Genomic DNA, 19,529 nt, shown 5'->3' with positions numbered 1-19,529 from the left:
GGCGGGGCCTCCGTGCGGGCCTCAGATCAGGCGCTCGAGGCATTCGATGAGCTCCTTCTGGTCGAAACCGGGCTTCGTGATGTAGGCGTTCGCGCCGGCCTCCAGCCCGCGCATGCGATCCTCGTCCGACGCCAGCGACGTCACGAGGATCACCGGCAGGTGGGCGTGGCGGACCTCGCGGCGGATGCGCCGGGCCAGCTCGAGGCCGTCGAGCTTGGGCATGTTGACGTCGGTGACCACCGCGTCGAACTCGCCGCGCGCGAGCTTGCGCAGCGCATCGAGGCCATCGACCGCGGTGACGACCTCGTAGCCCGCCGCTTCGAGGATGCGGCTTTCCTGCGTGCGCGTGGTGATGCTGTCCTCGGCCAGCAGCACCCGGTTGCGCCGCTGTGCGGCCGGTGCGGGCCCGGCGGCGGGCGCGGCGCGCCGCCGCAGCGACGCGAACAGGTCGGCCGGATCGAGCACGATGCAGATCTCCCCGCTGTCGAGGATGCTCGCGCCCGCCACGTTGCGTACCCGCTCGAGCAGGCTGCCGGGCGCCTTGAGCACGACTTCCTGCTCGTCGACCAGCGCTTCCACCGTGACCGCGAAGCACCCCGCCGCGGTCTCGAGGATCACCGCCAGGCGAGCGCCCGCGCCCCCTTCCGCGCCCGCCGCCGGCGCGGGCAGCCCCAGCAGCTCGGCGAGTCCCGCCAGCGGCACCGGCCGGTCGTCGAACAGGATGGCGTCGCGCCCGTCGAGCTGCAGGATGTCCCCCGCGGCCAGCCGGCGCGATCCGCGCACCTGCTCGACGGGAAGCCCGTAGGGACAGCGATCGGCCTCGACGATCAGGATGCGCGCCGTCACCAGCGTCACCGGCAGGCGCAGGGTGAGCGCCAGGCCGCGCCCGGGGGCGGAGTCGAGCGCGAGCGCGCCCTTCAGACGCTCGACCGCTTCGCGCACGACATCCAGCCCGATGCCGCGCCCGGAGACGTCGCTCACCTCGCGCGCCGTCGTCAGGCCGGCGCGCAGCACCAGCGCCCGCTGCTGCGCCGGCGCCATCGCGGCGAGGGTTGCCGCGCTTTCCAGCCCAAGTTCCAGCGCGGCCGCACGGATCGCCGCCTCGTCGAGGCCGCGCCCGTCGTCGTCCACGACGATCTCGAGGGCGCTTTCGGTCCGCCGCGCGCGCAGCCCGATACGGCCCGTGGCCGGCTTGCCTGCCCGCGCGCGCTCGTCCGCCGGCTCGATGCCGTGGTCGATGGCGTTGCGCAGCAGGTGCATCAGCGGATCGCGGATCTCCTCCAGGATGCGGCGGTCCGCGCCGACGTCCTCGCCCTCGATCACCAGTTCGACCGGCTTGCCCTGGGCCCGCGCGAGTTCCTGCACCATGCGTGGAAACTGGCGGAAGATGTTCGCCAGCGGCAGCAGGCGGATCGCCCGCACGCCGTCGCCGAGTTCGCCACTGACCCGCTGCAGCTGCGCGTGGTCGTCGTCCATGGCGGTCCGCAGGCGCGCCAGCATGGCCTCGACCGGCGCCAGCCGCTCGAGCAGCGCGAGCGCGCCCGGCGCGGCGGCAGCCGGCCCGTTCGCGAGCCCGCGCCGCAGCTCCTCGCAGCGCTCGACGATCGCGTCGACGTCGGCCAGGCGGCGCACGAGGCGGGCGCATCCGGTCGCGAGCTCGCCCGATGCATTGAGCAGGGTGTCGAGCCGGCGGGCGTCCACGCGCACCGCGTCGAGCGCGGGCGGCGCGGAGGATGACGGCGCGGCTGGGCGGGGCGACGCCGGTGCCGCTGCCGCCGCGTGCGGCCCGGGCGTCGCGGCCGGGCCCGCCAGCGCCTCGTCCACCGCGGCGCGGATGTCGCCCAGCTGGCGCAGCATTTCCTCCACGTGTTCGCGCCCGCGCGCCTCGACGTCGCGGCGCGCGGCGTTGAGCATGTCTTCGAGGCTGTGCGCGAGCAGCTCCACGGCGTGCAGGCCGAGCATGTGCGCGGCGCCCTTGAGGCTGTGGGCGTCGCGGAACAGCGCCTCGACGGCCGCGTCCTCGCCGGCGTCGCGCTCCAGCCGCAGCAGGCCGTCGTCGAGGCGCTGCAGGTAGTCGCCGCTCTCCTGGCGGAACAGATCCTGCAGATGTTCGTCCGCGATCATCGCGCGGCGCTCCGCGTCGTCGTCACCGTCACACCATCGCCTTCAGCCCGTGCGCGACCTGCTTCAGGTTCTCGATGCCGGCCTTCGTCTGCTCGGTTCCCGCCGCCATCTGGCGCGAACCGGCGGCAAGGCTCTGCATCGCGTCGGTGACCTGGCTCAGCGCCGCCGCCTGCTGCTTGCTGTTGAGCATCACCTGCTGCGCGTTCTCGGACACGTTGTTGGCCGCACCGGTGATCGCATCGAAAGCCTCGGTGACGCGGCTCGCCGCCGCCATCACCTCGTCGGCGCTGCGCGACCCGTCTTCGGTCACCATCACCGCGCCGTTGGTCGCATGCTGGATCTCGCTGACCAGCGCGTCGGCCCGCTCGGCGGATTTCTTGCTCTGCACCGCGAGCTTGCGGATCTCGCTGGCGACCACGGCGAAGCCCTTGCCCTGCTCGCCGGCGCGCGCCGCCTCGACCGCCGCGTTGAGCGCCAGCATGTTGGTCTCGCTGGCGAGTTCCCCGACCAGCTTGGCGATGCCGCCGATCTGTCCGGCCTGTTCCGACAGGCTGAGGATGCGGTGCGCCAGCGAGTCGATCTTCTCCTTCATCGCTGCCGTGGATTGCGCCGCCTCGTCTGCCGCGTGCGTGCCGTGGCGCGCCAGTTCCAGCGCCTGCAGCGCCGCCGCCGCCGACGCTTCGGCCTGCCCCGCGGACTGGCGGGCCGACATCCCCAGCTCTTCCACCGTCGCCGACACCTCGCTGACCGCCGCCACCTGCTGCGTGACCGTGCGTTCGTGCTCGTCCACGGTCGCCGCCATCTCGGTCGACGCGGAGCTCACCTGCGCCACGGATTCGCTGATCGTGCGCGTGCTGCGCGCCGCCAGCGTGCGGCCGATGCCGATCGCCAGCACGATCGCGGCCAGGGTCGCCCCCAGCGTGAGAGAGACCAGGTTGTTCGCGGCACGCGCCCGTTCGCCGTCGCGCTGCGCCAGTATCCGCAGCTCGTAGTCCTCGATGCGGTCGATCAGGACATCGACCTGGGTACCCAGATCGGTGAAATTGACCTGGCGGTAGTACTGCAGCGCCTTCGCGCCGCTGCCGGCCTCGCCCAGCTCGCGATACCTGTCGCCGACGCGCACGACCTCATCGACGATCTTCCGCAACTCGGGCAGCAAGGCCCGCGGCTCCTCGTCCCTGACAAGCGACGCCAGCGCTTCGAGGTTCTCGTTGGCGCGGCCGATGTTCTTCGTCGCGGACTCGAGCAGGTCGCGGTCATGGCCGATCAGATAGCCGCGCATGTCGCGCTGGTATTGCGCGATCCCGACATGGGCCTCCTTCGCGGCGGTGACCGCACGCCCCGCCTCGATCGCGTCCGCCGACAGGTCCTGCAGGCGCTGCGTCTGCAGGTAGACGGCAACCGCGACGCCGATCAACAGCAGCAGCGGCACCATGTAGCCCGCCAGGATGCGTTGGCGCAGATTCAGTGTTCCGATCATTGTTCCTCCCCTGCTTCTGGAGCCGCATTGCGGGGCTCCGGTCTGTCCCGGCCAGGCTCGTCGGCGACGTGAAGCACGCGCGACGCAAGCATGGCCTCGATATCGATCATGCTGAAAATCAGTCCGTCCGCCCGCATGGGGCCGCGGCAAAACGGCAGGTCGTATTCGCCCTGCGCAGGCGCCGCCTCGTGCGCGCCTGCCGCGACGACATCATGCACCTCGCTGACGGCAAGCCCGACCACGAGATCGCCGCCCCGGACGACGACGACGGCCGCGAGCGGCTGCCGCGCAGGCAGACCGAGAGCCGGACGCAGGTCGACCACGGTCAGGATTTCGCTCCGCAGATTCATGCTGCCGAGAATGTGCGCCGGACAACATGGCACCGGCCTGACGCCGCGCAGGTGCACGATCTCGCGCACCACCCCCGCCGGAATGCCGAAGAGCCCGCCATCGAGGCCGACCAGCACGAACGGCGCACTGCCGGCAGCGTCCGGCGCGTCCGGCGGAAGGGCCAGCCTGTCGGCACGCGTGCGCAAGATCCCGGCGGCAGGATCCGCGCAGGTCGTATCGTCCGGCGCAGCGTCGGCGGAAGGCGCTTCCAGCGCCGCCGCCGTCGCGGCGTCGGCTAGCAACGCCCGGGCGTCGAGCACCATCGCGAGGTCCGCGCCGCTCATGGCGACGCCGGACAGCAGCGGCGCCGCGTTGCCCAGCAGGCTGTCGTGGTCGTGCACGTCCTCGACGTCGTCGGCTGCGATCGTCGCCGTATCGAGCACCTCGCCGGCAAGAATCCCGAAACGCTCGCCCTCGACGGCCAGGACGACCACCGCGTCGCCGACCTGCAGAACCGACCGCCCCCGCCCGAAACACAGGGCCAGGTCGATGACCGGAATCACGTGCCCACGCAGGTTGAAGGCCCCGATCACCCGCGTCGACGCCTCGGCCACCGGAGACAGCCCGGGCAGCCACACGATCTCCTGCACCAGCGCGGCATCCAGCGCGTAGCGCACCCCCCGGTGCGAGAAGATGAGATGCAGGCTAGCCATCCGGCGCCTCCTCCGGCCCACCCGGCGCGTCGCCCGCCGCGGCCCTGAGCCCGCGCAGCAGGCTGCCGGCGGTGGCATGCGGCGGCACGGGCAGGGGGACGTCCGACGGCATCTTCTCCAGTTCGCGCAGCGCCTGCGTACGCAACTGCCGGGCGCGCCGGACGTCGCCCGAGCGTGTGCACAGATCGGCCAGTTCGAGATGTGCGGCGACGAAACCCGGATCGAGGTAGAGCACCTTGCGCAGCAGCGTCTGCGCCTCGTCGATCGCGCGCCGCTCCTCGGCCAGTTTCGCGAGCAGGAAATACGGGCGCGGATCGAGGGGTGAAACGGCAAGCACTTGCTCGCAGGCGGCCCGCGCCGTCTGCGCCGCACCGCGGTCGGCGGCACGCCAGGCCTGCGCAAGCATCTCGTCCGCCCCGGCCGCCGGCGCCGCCTCGAGTTTGGGTCTGGGCTCGATTTTGTGCTGCCGGGAAGAGCGCTTGCCGCCCAGGCTCGCCCCCGGCAGCGTCCGTGGCAAGCCGGTAGGTGCGGAGGATGGCACCGATGGCGGCCGGGGCGGCAGCGGCCGCGCGGGCGCCGCCGCCCTGCGATACGCGGTCGCGTCGGGGTAGGCGAGGGCCTCCAGCCCGGGCGGGACACAGCCCAGCAGCTCGCCGTGCCCCGGAACGAAATAGCCGCCCTCCGACAAGGCCGCCGCCAGTTTTTCCGCGATGCTCGTCACTGCAGGCGCAGTCAGGTAGATGAACACGTTCCGGCACAGGATCAGGTCAAATCCGCCGGCCTCGCCGGCGTCGTCCTGCAACAGGTCGCGTCGCTCGAAATCGACCATCACCTGCAGGCGCGCGTCGATCTGCCATTCGCGACCGCTCTTGCGGAAATACCGCGCCTTGCGCGCCTCGTCGAGGGTGCGGAAGGACCATTGGCCATAGGCTCCGCGCCGTGCACGGGCGATGGCGTCGCCGTTGATGTCGGTTCCGGCGATGCGCACGTCCCAGCCCACAAGCTCCGGCGCCATCTCGTCGATCAGCATCGCCAGCGTATAGGCCTCTTCCCCGCTCGCGCAGCCCGCGCTCCACAGCCGCAGCGTGCGCTGCGCCGAACGACGTGCGACGAGTTCGGGCAGGATGCGGGCCGCAAGCAGCCCGAACAGGCCCTGGTCGCGGAAGAAATAGGTTTCACCGGTGGAGAAGTGCTCCATCAGCCGTTCACGCTCGTGCCGGCCCGGCTCGCCCCCCGCGGCGATCAGGTCCGCATAGGCAGCGACGGAGGGCAGGCGCAGCGCGTGCAGCCGCGGCTGCAGCCAGCCGCTCAGCCGCGCCTCGTCGCCCGCGCGCCGGCGCAGGCCGATCGTATCGAAGATGCGCCGGCACGGATCGGCCTCCGCGGCCCCGGGTAACGCCACCCCCAGGACCGTCGCGGCGGCCCCATCGAGGTTGCCAGCATCGTGCCCGTACATTACGGATGGATCCTCACAGATCAGGACAGAGGAATTTTAACAGCAGCTTGCCAAGCCCACGGGGATTTTCCCCCGGCCAGGCCTCAGGCCGCCGCTGCAAGCACCTGCAGCTCGAAATACTCGAACGCGTCGCGCACCGCCTCCAGCAGTTCGCGGTCGTCCCACGGCTTGTGCAGAAAGCGGAAAATCGCCCCGCGATTGATCGCGCTGGTGATCATGGCAACATCGGCATAACCCGACAGGATCATGCGGGTGGTCTGCGGATAGAGCCCCCGCACCTTGTCGAGAAACTGCACGCCATCCATGCCCGGCATGCGGAAGTCGGAGATCACCACCCCCACCGCATGCCGCGCAAGCAGCTCCAGCGCCTCGGCGGCACTGCCGGCAAACAGCAGCGTGTATCCCTCGCGGCGCAGGATGCGGCGCACGGCCGACTGGATCGACGGCTCGTCGTCGACCAGCAGCAGGGTGCGCGCGGGAAGGTCCTTCTGAACCGGCAGCGCCAGCCCCCTCCCGCCGGACAGCATGTCCGCGAAGGCCTCGGGCGCGATCGGCGGCGAGAAGTGGTAGCCCTGCATCTCGTCGCAGCCGCGGCCGCGCAGGTACAGCAGCTGCCCTTCGCTCTCGACCCCTTCGGCGATCACGCGCAGGTTGAGGCTGCGCGCGAGCGCGATGATGGAGACCGCGATCGCGGCATCGCTCGCGTTGGTCGTCAGATCGGAGATGAAGGCGCGATCGATCTTCAGGTAGTCGATCGGGAAGTGCTTGAGCGCGCTGAGCGACGAATAGCCCGTACCGAAATCGTCGATTGCCAGCCGCACGCCGATGGCCTTGAGCCCCTTCATCACCGCGACCGCACGCCCGGGGTCGCGCATCAGCGTGCTTTCGGTGATCTCCAGCATCAGCACACCCGCATCGAGGCGATGGCGCGACAGCAGGGCCGACACTTCGGCCACCAGGTCATCGCGCAGGAACTGCAGCGGCGCCACATTGACCGCCATGCGCGGGCACGTGATCCCGGCATCGATCCAGGCGCGCATCTGCGCACACGCGGTCTCGAGCACCCAGCGCCCGATCCGCAGGATCAGCCCGCTGTCCTCGGCGACGGGGATGAACTCCGCCGGCGGCACCAGCCCGAGTTCCGCGTGGTGCCAGCGGCACAAGGCTTCGCAGCCGATCACCTCGCCGGTCAGGAGGTCGACCTTGGGCTGGTACACCAGATGGAGTTCCTGCCGCTCGATCGCGCGTCGCAGCGCGAGCTCGAGCCGCAGTCTCGGCGCCGCCCGGGCGTTCATGTTCGCGTCGTAGAAGCAGAAGGTATCGCGCCCCATCTCCTTGGCGCGGTTCATCGCCACACGGGCGTTGTGCAGCAACGCATCCGCACCCTGTCCGGCCGCGCCACGCTCGGCCACGCCGATACTGGCAGTGAACCGCTGCACTTCGCCGCCGACCACGAGCGGCTGTCGCACCGCCTCCAGCAGGCGATTGGCGAGCGACACCACCGCCTGCAGGCCCGACAACTCGTCGGCGATCAGCACGAACTCGTCCCCTGTCACGCGCGCAACGGTCGTGCACTCCGGCGCCGCGTCGGCCAGGCGGCGGGCGACGTCAACCAGCGCCGCGTCTGCGGCCCGGCGGCCAACGCTGTCATTCACGACCTTGAAGCGGTCGACATCGAGCCACAGGACAAAGCAGCCGCCATCGCGCGGCGCAGGGGAAAGCATCTGCTGCAGGCGGTCCACCAGCAGGTTGCGGTTGGGCAGGCCGGTCAGCGTATCGTAGTTGGCCTGATGGGCGAGCTGTTCCTCATAGCGGTGGCGCTCGGTGACATCGCGGAATTCGACGACTGCGTGATCGGCCTCCCCGCCCGCACTCGCAACCAGGGTCACGCCGGCGTCGAGCCACACGACGTCCTCCGCCGCGCGCGTCAGGCGCAGTCCGACCTCGCCCTCGCGCCGCGCCACGAGCAGCGCCTCCAGCTGCTCCCAGCCGCCGGCATCGAAACCCCGCTGCCCGAGCGCAGCCAGATCGGCCGCGGCGAGCTCCGCGGGCGTGATCGCGAGCAGTGCGAGCAGCGCCGGATTGGCACTGACGATACCGACCGGGGGAGCATAGCGGTAGATCACCAGGCCGTTGCGGCTCGCATCGATGGCGCGGTTGCGCAGCCGGATTTCCTCCGCGGCCATTTGCAGTCGCGTCATCGCATGCTCGATGCGTTCCGCCATGTCGTTCTGCGCCCGCGCGAGTTCTCCCAGTTCGCCGCCATCCGGCGGCAGGGTGCAGCGGGCCTGAAGGTCCCCCGCGCCGATCCGTCGGGCCGTGTCCGCAAGATCGCGCACCCGCCGCAGCACCAGCCGCTGCGCCGCCATCCAGCCGAAAAGCAGCAACAGTCCCGCCGCCGCGGCAACCAGCAGGAGATTGTGCCGGGCGACCGCCGCGGCGTTCGCCTGCGCCATCGCGGTGGGAATGCCCACACGCACGTACAGGTCGCCGTAGGTGCTGAGCACCGGCACGATGGCCGTCAGGCGCGGGACCCGGTCGAGCCATTGCGCTTCGGTCACCACCTCGCTTGCATCGACGGTGGCGGCCTTGAACTCGGTGAGTTCCGGGATCGTGCGCCCCACCAGCGCATCCGGATCCGGCAGGCGGGCGAGGATCACGCCCTGGCTGTCGACGACCGTCACCACCGAATCGTCCGGCAGCAGCAATTCGCGCAGCAGCGCCCCGAATGCCGGCGGCTCCGCCGCGAGCGCCACGACCGCGGAGATTTCGTTGCGCTCGTCGAACACCGGGTGCGCGAACGCCACGATCGGCTTGCCGCTCATCCGGCTGATGTTGAAGTCGCCGATGGCGAAGTCGCGCCGCTCGAGGGCGCGGCGGAAGTAGGCGCGATCCGCCACATTGACGCGGTCGCCGTAGGGCTTGGCGCTGCAAAGGACTTCCCCGCCGCGGTCGACGACGAAGAGACCCGAATAGACTTTGCCCAGCGTCGCCACGCGCGCGAGCCAGCGGCTGCAGTCGCGCGTCGAGTGCAGGCCCCGGATTTCGGGTGCGTCTGCCAGCCCCTGCAGCGCCTCGTGCACATAGGAAATCATGTCCCGCTGGCGTGTCGCCAGTTGGCGCGCCGTGGATAGCGCGAGCCGCTCCGAGGCCGCCATGGCCCCGCGGCGCTGCTCCGCACCCATATCGACGATGATCGCAATGGCAGGCAGGACCGCCGCGAGGACCAGCAGCAGCAGACGGACGTGCATCCGGGCAAGCCATCTGAAATTCATGTCGGAGTCATTCTCATTGTTCTGGCGTCCTGCATGGCTGCGGCCGTGTTTCGGCCCTCTCCCCGCCCCTCTCCCGAGTACGCACCATCGATACGCCGTAAATTACATTTTTTTACAGTCGCGCCATAGCATAAAGGAGCCTCCCCCGGCGGGCACTACAGGAAGCACGGTAGTCGGGGTGCCCGCAGAAGCGCCGGCGACTCGCGCCGGCAGAACCGGATTGGCGTTGTCTATCTGCCCCTCCCTCGTTCGCCCCGCGTCAATTGAGAGCGGGATCCTCGACCGCGTCGAGCGTCAGCGCGATATCGGTCGACGAGCGGAGGAACAGCACGCGGCACAGCTTGCGCGTCCCGCACATCACGGCTTCCGCAAGCTCGCGCACGAAATCCGTGTCGTGAGACTCGGCGAATAGCGGAATCGAAATGGTCCGGTCGGCGAGCTTCTCGGGCTCTTGCAGGATCGTGCGCACGATCTGGGGCAAGGGCCGCTTTCCCGCCGGGAGCAAGGCGCCGGCGTCGGCAGCACCGGGCTGAAGTTCGGCTGGCGCGGGCATGAAGGCATCCGGCGGTCCCAGCCGACAGGAGACTGCGGTCCCGTTCGCGTACCAGCAGATCCAGCTGACGGGGGTCACCGCCGGCGCCTCCGCATGTGCAGCGGTAACCGGGAGCGCCAGCAGCAGCTTGCCGACGACCCGCCAGCGGCGAGCCGCACGGAGGACTGCCGTCCGCGCGCGCGCCGGGAAAACCGCCACCACACTTGAAGAGTGCATATGCAGCTTGACCACGTTGTTGATGGTCAAAGCATAAATGCAGGCATCAACGCGGAAAATTCGCAAATTTGCGCGGTCGTCCACGTAGAATCACGTAGACGGCTGCAAAGCCAGCAGCCGCTGGCGGCGCCGGGTGCGTGCATTAGAATATCCGGCAACTCTCAACGCCGACCGACCCGACATGCCCCGTGGGCTCAGCATCCGCCGCCGCCTCGCGCTTCACGTGCTGCTCACCGGCGGCGTGATGCTCGCGCTATCGCTGGTCTTCGTCTTTTCGCAGCAGCACACCGATCGCGCCGAACGGCTGATCTTCGACCATGAACTGGCGCCCGGCACCGCGCTGCGCGAGGTCGAGCGGCGCCTGCTTTCGGTCCAGGCGCAGCTGCAGGCGGTGCTTCTCGGTGCCACGCCCCCCTCCGCGATGCATGAGATCCTGGTCCGCGAGGGTGCACAACTCCGCTCCGGGTGGGAGGCTTTTCGGCGCGACCACCGCAACTGGCTGCACGACGCCCGCGAAACACAGCTGATCGCGACCCTCGAGGCCCACCTGCCCGCCCTGTGGGACTTTCTTGCACGGGCGGGCGAGACCTGCCGCACCGACGATCGCGCAGCACTGGCGCGGCTCGTGGGCAGCGACTGGTCAGGACTCCAGCCGACGCTCTTCGGCAACCTGCGCGAACTCGCGACCACGCAGGATCGCCACATCGACCTGGCGCTCCAGGATCTGCAGCAATCGCGACAGCATTCCGCAATACTCGTGGGCTCCCTGCTCGCCGCCGGGATGGTACTTCTCGGCGGATTCGCGCTCGGGCTGCAGCGCTACGTCACGCGCCGCATCGCCGCGATCGAGCACGCGCTCGATGAGATGGCCGCCGGCACGGCGACGGTGGCGATGTCCCGTCGCCCGGGCGAGACCGAAATGTCGCGTATTGCCGATGCGATCGGGCGCACCGCCGCGCAACTGGGTGAAAGCCACGAGGCGATCGCCATCCTGCTGCGCCGCCAGCACACCATTTTCGAATCTCTCGCGGAAGGCGTCTACGGGGTCGACGCCGACGGGCGCATCATGTTCGCCAACCCCGCCGCCCTCGCGATGCTCGGCTACGCCGAGCATGAAGTGCTCGGGTCGTCTGCGCACGAGCTGTTCCACCATCATCACGCTGACGGGCGCCCCTATCCGCTGGAGGAATGCCCGATCGCCGCGACGCGCCGCACCGGATGCGTCAGCCGGCGCGTCGGCGAGGTATTCTTCCGCAAGGACGGGAATGCCTTTCCCGTCGAGTACACCAGCGCGCCGCTGCGCACCGCGGATGAATCGCCCGGCTGTGTCGTGGTGCTCCACGACATCACCGAGCGCATCGAGCAGGACCGCCTGCTGCGCGAAACCGTTGCCGAGCTGCGGGATACGAACATGCGTCTGGGCGAAGCCCAGGGGCAGCTGGTGCAGGCCGAGAAGCTCGCCGGCCTGGGACAGCTCGCGGCCGGTGTCGCGCACGAGATCAACAATCCCATCGCCTTCATCCAGTCCGACATCGGCGCCTTCGAGAAATACCTGCAGGACCTCTTCACGCTCATCGACGGCTACGAAGCACTGATCGCGGGCCGGTCCGACGCCAGCCTGCGCGACGCCGCGGCCCGGCTGCGCAAGAAGGCCGATCTCGATTTCGTGCGCGACGACCTGCGCACGCTGGCCGCCGAAAGCCGCGACGGCCTGCGCCGGGTGGCGCGCATCGTCGCCGACCTGAAGGATTTCTCGCGCGTCGACGAGGACGGGGAACTGGCCGAGACGGATCTCGTGCAGGGGCTCGAGAGCACCCTCAATGTCATGCACGCAACAATCGCCGAAAAGGCCGATGTCGTGCGCGACTGCGCCCCCCTGCCGGCAGTGCGCTGCCAGGCCGGGCAGATCCATCAGGTGATCGTCAACCTGCTGCTCAACGCGGTGCATGCGATCGAGTCGCGCGGCACGATCACCGTGAGCACGCGCCAGCGCGGCGACGAAGTGTGCGTCGAGATCCGCGACACGGGGCGCGGCATGGACGAACAGGAACGGGCGCGCATGTTCGATCCCTTCTTCACGACCAAGCCCGTCGGCAAGGGCACCGGTCTCGGACTTTCCGTCAGCTACAGCATTGTCCAGCGGCACAACGGTCGCTTCGAGGTCGACAGTGCCCCCGGACAGGGCACCACGGTGCGCGTGTGGCTACCGGTCGGGGGCCCCGCCTGCACCATGGCATGAAGTTCGTCGCTCGCGGACGAGCAGCACCGCGAAGCGGCGCACTCACTTCGCGGCGGTCTGATCTCCCGCGCCTTCCGTACGCAAGGGCAGCACGATGCGAAAACGCGTGCCCCCGCCCGGCTGGCTATCCACCAGCAGCGCGCCCTTGTGGCGTTTCACGATGTCGGCCGAGATCGACAGGCCGAGGCCGGTCCCCTTGCCGACGGGCTTGGTCGTGAAGAACGGCTCGAAGATGCGCGCCTGCACGTCGGGCGGCATGCCCTTGCCGGTGTCCTTGATTTCGATCCACGCCTCCTCGTCCGAGGCGCCGCTGCGCAGCGTGATGGTTCCCGAGGTATCGATCGCCTGCGCGGCGTTGACCAGCAGGTTCATGAAGACCTGGTTGATCTGCGCCGGAATGCAGCGCACCTTCGGCAGCTCGCCGAACTCGCGCACGACCTCGGCCTTGTACTTGATTTCATTCCAGACCACGTTGAGCGTGCTCTCGAGCCCGCGGTTGAGGTCCGCCTCCTGCCACTCGCCCTCGTCGGCACGCGAGAAGTCCTTGAGGTCGTTGACGATGTGCCGGACCCGCGCGACGCCGTCGGCCGATTCGCGCAGCAGATCGGGAATGTCTTCGCGCAGGTAGTCAATCTCGGCCGCATCGCGCGCCTTCGCAATCTGCGCGCGTGCCGCGTGATCGGGCGGCAGTTCCTGCTCGAGCTGCTCGTAGGCGGCGAGCAGGCCGAACAGGCGCTCCACGTACGAGGCGAGCGAACCGAGGTTGGAACTGACGAAGCCGACCGGATTGTTGATTTCGTGCGCGACGCCCGCGGCGAGCTGGCCGATCGCTGCCATCTTCTCGGACTGCAGCAACTGGCTCTGCGTGCGCTCCACGCGCGCCACCAGCTCCGCCGTCAACGCGCGTTCGCGCTCGAGTTCGCGCGCCAGCTCCGCGATGCGCGCCTCGTGCTCGCGCATCATGCGCTGCAGACGTTCATCGATTTCGGCGTTGCCCGTCGTCAGGGCATCAATGCCATTTGCATTATTCATCCCCGAAACTCCTGTCGCTATGTCGTACGATTCATTCCGGTTCCGGACCCAGAACGCGCAGGACTTCCTCGAGCGAGGTTTCACCGAGGGCGACCTTCTTGCGTGCATCGTCCCACAGCGACTCGTGCCCGGTCGAACGCACGTGGGCAGTCATTTCGCGGATGGTGGCACCACGGGTAATCAGGTCGCGCATGTGTTCATCCGGCAACAGGATCTCGTACAGCCCGAGCCGCCCGTAGTAGCCGCTTCCGCCACACTGGACGCAGCCCTCCCCCCCAAACGCAGCCTGCAGCGTGCCGAAGCGCGGCCCCAGACGGGCTGCCAGGGTCCGGTCCACCGCGACCTCGCGCCGGCACTGGCGGCAGATCCGACGCACCAGGCGCTGGGCAATCACGCCTTCAAGCGCACTGGCGACGATGAACGGCTTGAGGCCCAGATCAAGCAGCCGGGCGATCGTTGCAAGCGCGGAGTTCGTATGCAACGTCGATAGTACCTGATGCCCGGTCAATGCGGTATGGAATGCAACTTCGGCCGTCTCGTAATCCCGGATCTCGCCGATCAGTACGACATCGGGATCCTGACGCAGGATGGAACGCAGCACGACGGGGAAGGTGAGGCCGATCTTCTCGCGCACCAGAACCTGTCCCGCATTATCGAGGTAGTACTCGACAGGGTCCTCGATGGTGATGTAGTTCTTCGAGGGTGAGGCGTTGGCCTGCAGCAGGGAGTAAAGCGTCGTGGTCTTGCCGCTGCCGGTGGGGCCGGTCGCGAGCAGCAGGCCCTGCGGCTTGTCGACCATCACCCGCACCTTGGCCAGGCCGGCCTCGCCGAAGCCGAGGCCGGCAAGGCTGAGGACTTGGGAATTGCGGTCGAGGATGCGCATCACGACCTTCTCGCCGTTGATCGTCGGCAGCGTCGAGATGCGCAGGTCGACGATGCGCAGCGGCGACTTCACGGTGATGCGTCCGTCCTGGGGACGGCGGCGCTCCGAGATGTCCAGTTCGGCCATGATCTTCAGCCGCGACACGAGCGGACTGTGCAGCGCGTGCGGGATCTGGATCTTGTCCTGCAGCACGCCGTCGATGCGCAGACGCACGACGACGTTCTTGGTCTTGGGCTGGATGTGGATGTCGGAGGCGCCCAGCCGGATCGCCTCGAGCAGGATCGCATTCACGAGCCGGATCGCAGGCGGCTCGTTGGTGGCGGCGAGCAGTTCGTCGAGCGGCACGGCCTCGTCGTCGTCGATGACGATCTCGATGCCCTCGTACGGATCGGGGCCACCGACCATGGTCGCGATGTCGCGGATGTCGACGCCGTCGTCGCTGCCATAGACCTCGGCGATCTTCGCTTCGATCGCCGCGGAGTCCGCCATCACGACCCTGAGGTCGAGGCCGGCGGTGAACCGGATATCGTCGAGCAGGCCGGCATCCATCGGGTCGGCAACCGCCAGCAGCAAGCGCCGGCCTTCGAGCTTGAGCGGCACGATCAGTTGCTTGCGGCAGAAACTGCGCGGGATCAGGTCGGCAACGGCCGGATCGACGCGGAATTCGCCGAGCGAGACCTCCTCGACCAGCAGATCCTCGCGCAGGATCTTGCGCAGCGCCTGTTCCGCGACCCAGCCGCGATCGAGCAGGAGCCGGATCAGCGGCTCCTTCTGGATGCCCTGCTGACGGGCGAGCTCCTGCCACTGCGCGCTGGTGATCAGCCCCTTCTTGTGCAGCATCGTACCGAGCTGGCTGCGGTTGGATACCGCCATGCGCGACAGCGCCGAGATCTCCTTGGTTTTCTTCGCGTTCTCCTGGGTCAGTGCACGGTTCTTCTGCACGAGGTCGAACTGCTCGAGCGCGAGCGAGACGGTGACCCGCAGGTCGTCGTCGTTCCACGGCTTGAGGATGAACTTGTACACCGCGCCGTCGTTGATCGCCCCCATCACCGCACCGGTGTCGGCGTGGCCGGTGAGCATGATGCGGATCGTGTCCGGATGACGCGCCTTGACCTGCTTGAGCAGTTCGGAACCGTTCATGCCCGGCATCATGTAATCGCTGATGATGACCTGCACCGGCCCCTCGGCGAGCCGGGCGAGCGCTTCCGCGCCGCTCGACGCGGTCAGGATGTCGTACGCCTGGCCGCGGAAGATGCGCACCAGCGCCTTCAGGATTGCCGGTTCGTCGTCAACGAACAGGATGCGGTAGCGCGCCCGTGCCGCGGCAGCGGTGCTGGCCGGCGGGGCGGCGTCTTTCTGGCCGGTGAAGAAGGCGGCGTAATTGCTCATCGGTTTCCTAAAGCGGCAGCTCCACCGTGACCCGTGCGCCCCCTTCCGGGCGCGTGATCGCGGCGATCGTGCCGCCATGGGTGACCACGATGTCGCGCGCGACGGTCAGGCCCAGGCCGGTGCCGCCACCGACGCCACGCGTCGTGTAGAAGGGATCGAAGATGTAAGGCAGCACCTCGTCGGCGATCCCCGGGCCGTCGTCATCGACCTGCACGACGATGTGGGTGTCGGTGGCCGCCGAGCGCAGCGTCACGCTACCACCCTCGCCCACCGCCTGCAGTGCGTTCTGCAGCACGTTGAGAAACGCCTGGTTGAGGAGCCCCGGCAGGCACATCACGGGCGGCAACGGCGACAGCTCACTCTTCAGCGTCACCCCCGGGGGCTGCTGTCCGGCGATCACCGCAAACAGCGATTCGAGCTGGGCGTTGAGGTCGGTGAGCTGCACGTCGGGCTGATCGACGCTCGAAAACCCCTTCAGGTCCTTGACGATGCGCGCGATGCGCGCGACCCCCTGCTGCGAGTCCGTAAGCAGTTCGGCGAAATCGTCCAGCACGAAGTCGAGGTCGGCGGCCTTCCAGGTGTCTGCAGGCACCGCATCGCGCAGCGCGGCGAACCGGGCGACGTAGCGTTCGGCCACCGACAGGTTGCTGGTCACGAAGCCGAGCGGGTTGTTGATCTCGTGCGCCACGCCCGCCGCGAGCTGGCCGATGGACGCGAGGCGCTCGGCCTGGTAGAGCTGGCGCTGGCGCTCGTCGATGATCCTGACCTGCTCCTTGACCTTGGCATCAAGCACCTCCGCGAGCTCGCGGTATTTCGCCTCCGACGCCTTCAGGGCCTCGTTCTGCTGCTGCAGCTTCGCATAGTCGGCGCGCACCGCCTCGAGGTGCAGGTCGGACACCATGCGGAAGCGCGCCCGCGACAGCAAGCCCCAGCGCACGACGCGCGCGGCGCCCTTCAATGCCGCGGTGTCGCAGTCGCAGGCGAGGAAGCCGACCGGCTCGAGCTCCAGCGTCAGCGGCGCCCGGGCACTGCGCCCGGCCGCCGCGTCGCCGCCGAACGGGACGCCTGCGGCGTCCAGCATCGCCACGGGCAGACCCAGCACGGTCGCGAGCTGGGCGCAGATCTCGTCGGCGTCGCGCGGCGTGATCAGCTCGGCCAGCACGAATTCGCGATCGAATCCCGGCTCGACGCTCATTGCATATCCCCCGTGGCGGCGGCAACGAAAGCCGCCTCGCTCAGGCCGTGAGTGGTGTCGAGTTCGAGCTCCCGTGCGTAGCCGCGCCACACGCCGCGCAGCAGCGCGGCGAAGGTCTGCAGCACGCCCTCGCCACGGATCGCCGACGCGAACACCAGCGGCCACGGCGCCCCCGCGTAGCGCTCGCGCACCTCCTCCTCGCTCAGGATCGTCCGCAGGTCGCGCTTGTTGAACTGCACCACGAGCGGCAGACGATCGATATCGAGCCCGACGCGCCCGAGATTCTCGACCAGGTTCTGGAAGGACTCGCCATTGTTGATCGATTCGGTGCGCTGCGAATCGGCGACGAACACGACGCCGTCGGCGCGCGACAGCACGGCCTTGCGCGTGCCGTCGTGGGCCACCTGGCCGGGCACGGTGAACAGGCGAAAGCGGATCGTCAGTCCCGACGGGGCACGAAAACCCAGCGGCAGCAGGTCGAAGAACAGCGTGCGGTCGTTCTGCGTCTCGAGCGTCATCAGCTCGCCCTTCATCTCGGCACCGACCCGATCATGCAGCTGCATCAGGTTGGTGGTCTTGCCGCCCTGGGCCGGACCGTAATACACGAGCTTGAAGGTCAGGCGCCCGCTCTCGCGCTCGAGTTCGGGCATCAGCTCCGCTCCCGGCCCGACTCGTCGAGCAGCGATTCGTCGAGCAGCACCGAGCCGTCCTCCCCCCAGATCACGTGCGTGATGCCCGGCTCCTCGGCCTCGAGGCGCCGCCGCTCGAGCTCGGCGGCGGACAAGGAGCCCATCGCGACGCGCGCCTGGTCGGCGAGGCGCTGGTTCTCGAGCGTCAGCTCGCGCAGCGCGAGCGCCTGCCCGATCGCGGCGACGAGCTCGTAGTCGTTCCACGGCTTGGACATGAAACGGCTGATGCCCGCCTCGTTGATCGCGCCGATCAGGCCGTTGAGATCGGCATAGCCGGACAGGATCAGGCGCGCGGCATCCGGCTGGATCTCGCGGAACGCCTTCAGGAAGCTGACGCCATCCATGCCCGGCATGCGGTAGTCGGAAAGCACGAGGTCATAGGCGGTGTGGCGCGCCTTTTCCAGCGCTTCGGCGGCAACGCTGAAGGTATCCACGTGCAGGGAATAGACCCTGCTGCCGACGACACACGGCGTCAGCGACAAGAGCCGGCGCAAGGATTTCAGGATTGCTTCCTCGTCATCGACGATCAGGATTCGGCTCATCGGTCCTCCTCGGTATCGCCGCACGGACGCGCAGGCCGACCGCGCGGCTTTTCGTTCATTTCCCTCGTCACTTGTCGCCTCGCACATGCAGCACCAGGGGGATGCCTTCACGGCGCGCATAGTTCTGGATCTGGCGCACGAGCGACTCGTCGAGAATGTAATCCGCCGCGAGCAGCAGCGCGCCATCGCGCCCGACCAGATCGCGCGCGAGCACCATGCCCGGCCGCAGGTCGATCGCGGCGACGGCAATGTCGCGCGACGGCGGCTCCTGCGCGACCCCGCCGAGCAGCTCGACGAACGCATCGACGACCTGCGGATCGTAGCGCTTGCCGCGCGCGTGCACCAGCATCGCCAGCGCCTCGTCGCGGTTCAGGCGCTTGTCGGCGAGCGTGCCGATCTGCAGCCCGTCGTAATCATTGACGACGCTGAGGATGCGCGCGCCGACGGAAATCGCCAGGCCCTGCAAACCGTCGGGGAAACCCTGACCGTCGAAGCGCTCATGGTGCGAGCGGATGATCTGTGCCGCCCCCTTGAGCTCATCGAGCGGCATCAGCGCCGCCTCGCCCGCGAGCGCATGCTTGCGATACAGCGCCATCTCCTCGCCGGTCATCCGCGCAACCGGTTTCGCGAGCATCGCGTCGGAGAACCCGATCTTGCCGATGTCGTGCAGCAACCCGGCAAAGAACACATCCTGTTGCTCCCGCGCATCCACTTCGAGGCGCAGGGCCAGCTTGCGCGCGAGATCCGCGACCCGTCTGCCGTGACCCGCCACGCCGCCACTGCGCAGTTCCATCAGCCCCGAAAAAGTCTTGATCGAAACGAGGAAATTCTGCTTCAGGCGCTCGTTGGCGCCCTTGAGCGAGGCGTTGGCCTGCTCGAGTTCGCGCGTCCGCTCCTGCACCTTGCGCTCGAGCCCCGAATTCAGTTCCCTCAATTCGGCATTCTGTGCCTGCGTGAGCGCCTGCAGGCGCTCGTTTTCGCTCTGCAGGCGGCGCCGCTCCAGCGCATCGCGCAGGATCAGCATCAGGTCGTTGTCGTCCCAGGGCTTGGCGATGTAGCGGTAGATCTCGCCGCGGTTGATCGCATCGATCGTCGAGCTCATGTCGGCATAGCCGGTCAGCAGCAGCCGGATGACCTCGGGGCGGCGGGTTCGCACATGCTCGAGAAACTGTGCGCCGTCCATCTCCGGCATGCGCATGTCCGAGATGACGACATCGATGTGCTCCCGCTCCAGCACTTCGAGGCCGGCCTTCCCGCTTTCCGCCAGATGGATGGTGTAGCCCGACGGCCGCAACAGCCGGCGCAGCGAGGACAAGATGCTCGCCTCGTCGTCCACCAGCAAAATGCTCGGCGCCACACCCGACATCTCCGTCATTCCGTTCGATCTCGCTATGCATGCCCCGGCATGCGGGG

General features: G+C 68.7%; 13 protein-coding genes. 1 reads left to right on the top strand and 12 read right to left on the bottom strand.

All coding sequences use genetic code 11. The features are described from left to right. Positions 1–21: 21 nt before the first annotated feature. The 6 genes from GPA22_RS14950 to GPA22_RS14925 all read right to left on the bottom strand — a co-directional run bounded on the left by GPA22_RS14950 (position 22) and on the right by GPA22_RS14925 (position 10,231). Positions 22–2,124, bottom strand: a complete 2,103-nt coding sequence (locus GPA22_RS14950; protein ID WP_169256865.1) for a hybrid sensor histidine kinase/response regulator — start codon at positions 2,122–2,124, stop codon at positions 22–24. Positions 2,125–2,152: 28 nt separating this feature from the next. Further along, entirely contained in the window at positions 2,153–3,604 is a 1,452-nt protein-coding gene (locus GPA22_RS14945; protein WP_169256864.1) for a methyl-accepting chemotaxis protein, read from the bottom strand. Then, positions 3,601–4,647, bottom strand: coding sequence for a chemotaxis protein CheW (locus tag GPA22_RS14940; protein WP_169256863.1), 1,047 nt, complete (start codon positions 4,645–4,647; stop codon positions 3,601–3,603). Before GPA22_RS14940 ends, GPA22_RS14945 begins: the two co-directional genes overlap by 4 nt. After that, the gene (locus GPA22_RS14935) at positions 4,640–6,103 is read right to left on the bottom strand and encodes a CheR family methyltransferase (RefSeq protein WP_169256862.1); all 1,464 of its coding nucleotides are present in this window, start codon (positions 6,101–6,103) and stop codon (positions 4,640–4,642) included. Before GPA22_RS14935 ends, GPA22_RS14940 begins: the two co-directional genes overlap by 8 nt. A gap of 83 nt (positions 6,104–6,186) precedes the next feature. Beyond that, the gene (locus GPA22_RS14930) at positions 6,187–9,378 is read right to left on the bottom strand and encodes an EAL domain-containing protein (RefSeq protein WP_169256861.1); all 3,192 of its coding nucleotides are present in this window, start codon (positions 9,376–9,378) and stop codon (positions 6,187–6,189) included. Between the two features lie 259 nt (positions 9,379–9,637). After that, entirely contained in the window at positions 9,638–10,231 is a 594-nt protein-coding gene (locus GPA22_RS14925; protein WP_169256860.1) for a hypothetical protein, read from the bottom strand. Positions 10,232–10,328: 97 nt separating this feature from the next. Between GPA22_RS14925 and GPA22_RS14920 the strand changes: the two genes are divergently transcribed. Continuing rightward, complete coding sequence (locus GPA22_RS14920) at positions 10,329–12,386, top strand: ATP-binding protein (RefSeq protein WP_169256859.1); 2,058 nt, start codon at positions 10,329–10,331, stop codon at positions 12,384–12,386. Between the two features lie 42 nt (positions 12,387–12,428). On the opposite strand, the gene GPA22_RS14915 is transcribed toward GPA22_RS14920, so the two are convergent. The 6 genes from GPA22_RS14915 to nosR all read right to left on the bottom strand — a co-directional run bounded on the left by GPA22_RS14915 (position 12,429) and on the right by nosR (position 19,482). Continuing rightward, positions 12,429–13,418, bottom strand: coding sequence for an ATP-binding protein (locus GPA22_RS14915; protein ID WP_211169145.1), 990 nt, complete (start codon positions 13,416–13,418; stop codon positions 12,429–12,431). A gap of 31 nt (positions 13,419–13,449) precedes the next feature. Further along, positions 13,450–15,690, bottom strand: a complete 2,241-nt coding sequence (locus GPA22_RS14910) for an ATPase, T2SS/T4P/T4SS family (RefSeq protein ID WP_169256858.1) — start codon at positions 15,688–15,690, stop codon at positions 13,450–13,452. A gap of 7 nt (positions 15,691–15,697) precedes the next feature. Further along, positions 15,698–16,885: a sensor histidine kinase gene (locus GPA22_RS14905; RefSeq protein ID WP_169256857.1), complete on the bottom strand. Its 1,188-nt coding sequence runs from the start codon at positions 16,883–16,885 to the stop codon at positions 15,698–15,700. Then, on the bottom strand, positions 16,882–17,535 hold the full coding sequence (locus tag GPA22_RS14900) for a GTP-binding protein (RefSeq protein WP_169256856.1): 654 nt from the start codon (positions 17,533–17,535) through the stop codon (positions 16,882–16,884). Before GPA22_RS14900 ends, GPA22_RS14905 begins: the two co-directional genes overlap by 4 nt. Continuing rightward, positions 17,535–18,116, bottom strand: coding sequence for a response regulator (locus tag GPA22_RS14895; protein ID WP_169256855.1), 582 nt, complete (start codon positions 18,114–18,116; stop codon positions 17,535–17,537). The genes GPA22_RS14900 and GPA22_RS14895 overlap by 1 nt, the downstream gene beginning before the upstream one ends. A gap of 67 nt (positions 18,117–18,183) precedes the next feature. Next, complete coding sequence (gene nosR, locus GPA22_RS14890; RefSeq protein WP_246264417.1) at positions 18,184–19,482, bottom strand: response regulator c-di-GMP phosphodiesterase, NosR family; 1,299 nt, start codon at positions 19,480–19,482, stop codon at positions 18,184–18,186. Positions 19,483–19,529 lie beyond the last annotated feature (47 nt).

The sequence above is a fragment of the Aromatoleum toluvorans genome (assembly GCF_012910905.1).
In the GTDB taxonomy this organism is placed as follows: Bacteria; Pseudomonadota; Gammaproteobacteria; order Burkholderiales; family Rhodocyclaceae; genus Aromatoleum; species Aromatoleum toluvorans.
Note: the sequence above shows the minus strand (reverse complement) of the source record. Positions and strands in the feature narration are given on the sequence as shown.

Bases quoted from the DNA above. Each gene is read 5' to 3' on its own strand.
- GPA22_RS14910 (WP_169256858.1), bottom strand. From the start codon at position 15,690: ATGAGCAATTACGCCGCCTTCTTCACCGGCCAGAAAGACGCCGCCCCG.
- GPA22_RS14930 (WP_169256861.1), bottom strand. From the start codon at position 9,378: ATGAATTTCAGATGGCTTGCCCGGATGCACGTCCGTCTGCTGCTGCTG.
- GPA22_RS14920 (WP_169256859.1), top strand. From the start codon at position 10,329: ATGCCCCGTGGGCTCAGCATCCGCCGCCGCCTCGCGCTTCACGTGCTG.
- GPA22_RS14940 (WP_169256863.1), bottom strand. From the start codon at position 4,647: ATGGCTAGCCTGCATCTCATCTTCTCGCACCGGGGGGTGCGCTACGCG.
- GPA22_RS14900 (WP_169256856.1), bottom strand. From the start codon at position 17,535: ATGCCCGAACTCGAGCGCGAGAGCGGGCGCCTGACCTTCAAGCTCGTG.
- GPA22_RS14915 (WP_211169145.1), bottom strand. From the start codon at position 13,418: ATGAATAATGCAAATGGCATTGATGCCCTGACGACGGGCAACGCCGAA.
- nosR (WP_246264417.1), bottom strand. From the start codon at position 19,482: ATGTCGGGTGTGGCGCCGAGCATTTTGCTGGTGGACGACGAGGCGAGC.
- GPA22_RS14905 (WP_169256857.1), bottom strand. From the start codon at position 16,885: ATGAGCGTCGAGCCGGGATTCGATCGCGAATTCGTGCTGGCCGAGCTG.
- GPA22_RS14895 (WP_169256855.1), bottom strand. From the start codon at position 18,116: ATGAGCCGAATCCTGATCGTCGATGACGAGGAAGCAATCCTGAAATCC.
- GPA22_RS14935 (WP_169256862.1), bottom strand. From the start codon at position 6,103: ATGTACGGGCACGATGCTGGCAACCTCGATGGGGCCGCCGCGACGGTC.
- GPA22_RS14945 (WP_169256864.1), bottom strand. From the start codon at position 3,604: ATGATCGGAACACTGAATCTGCGCCAACGCATCCTGGCGGGCTACATG.
- GPA22_RS14950 (WP_169256865.1), bottom strand. From the start codon at position 2,124: ATGATCGCGGACGAACATCTGCAGGATCTGTTCCGCCAGGAGAGCGGC.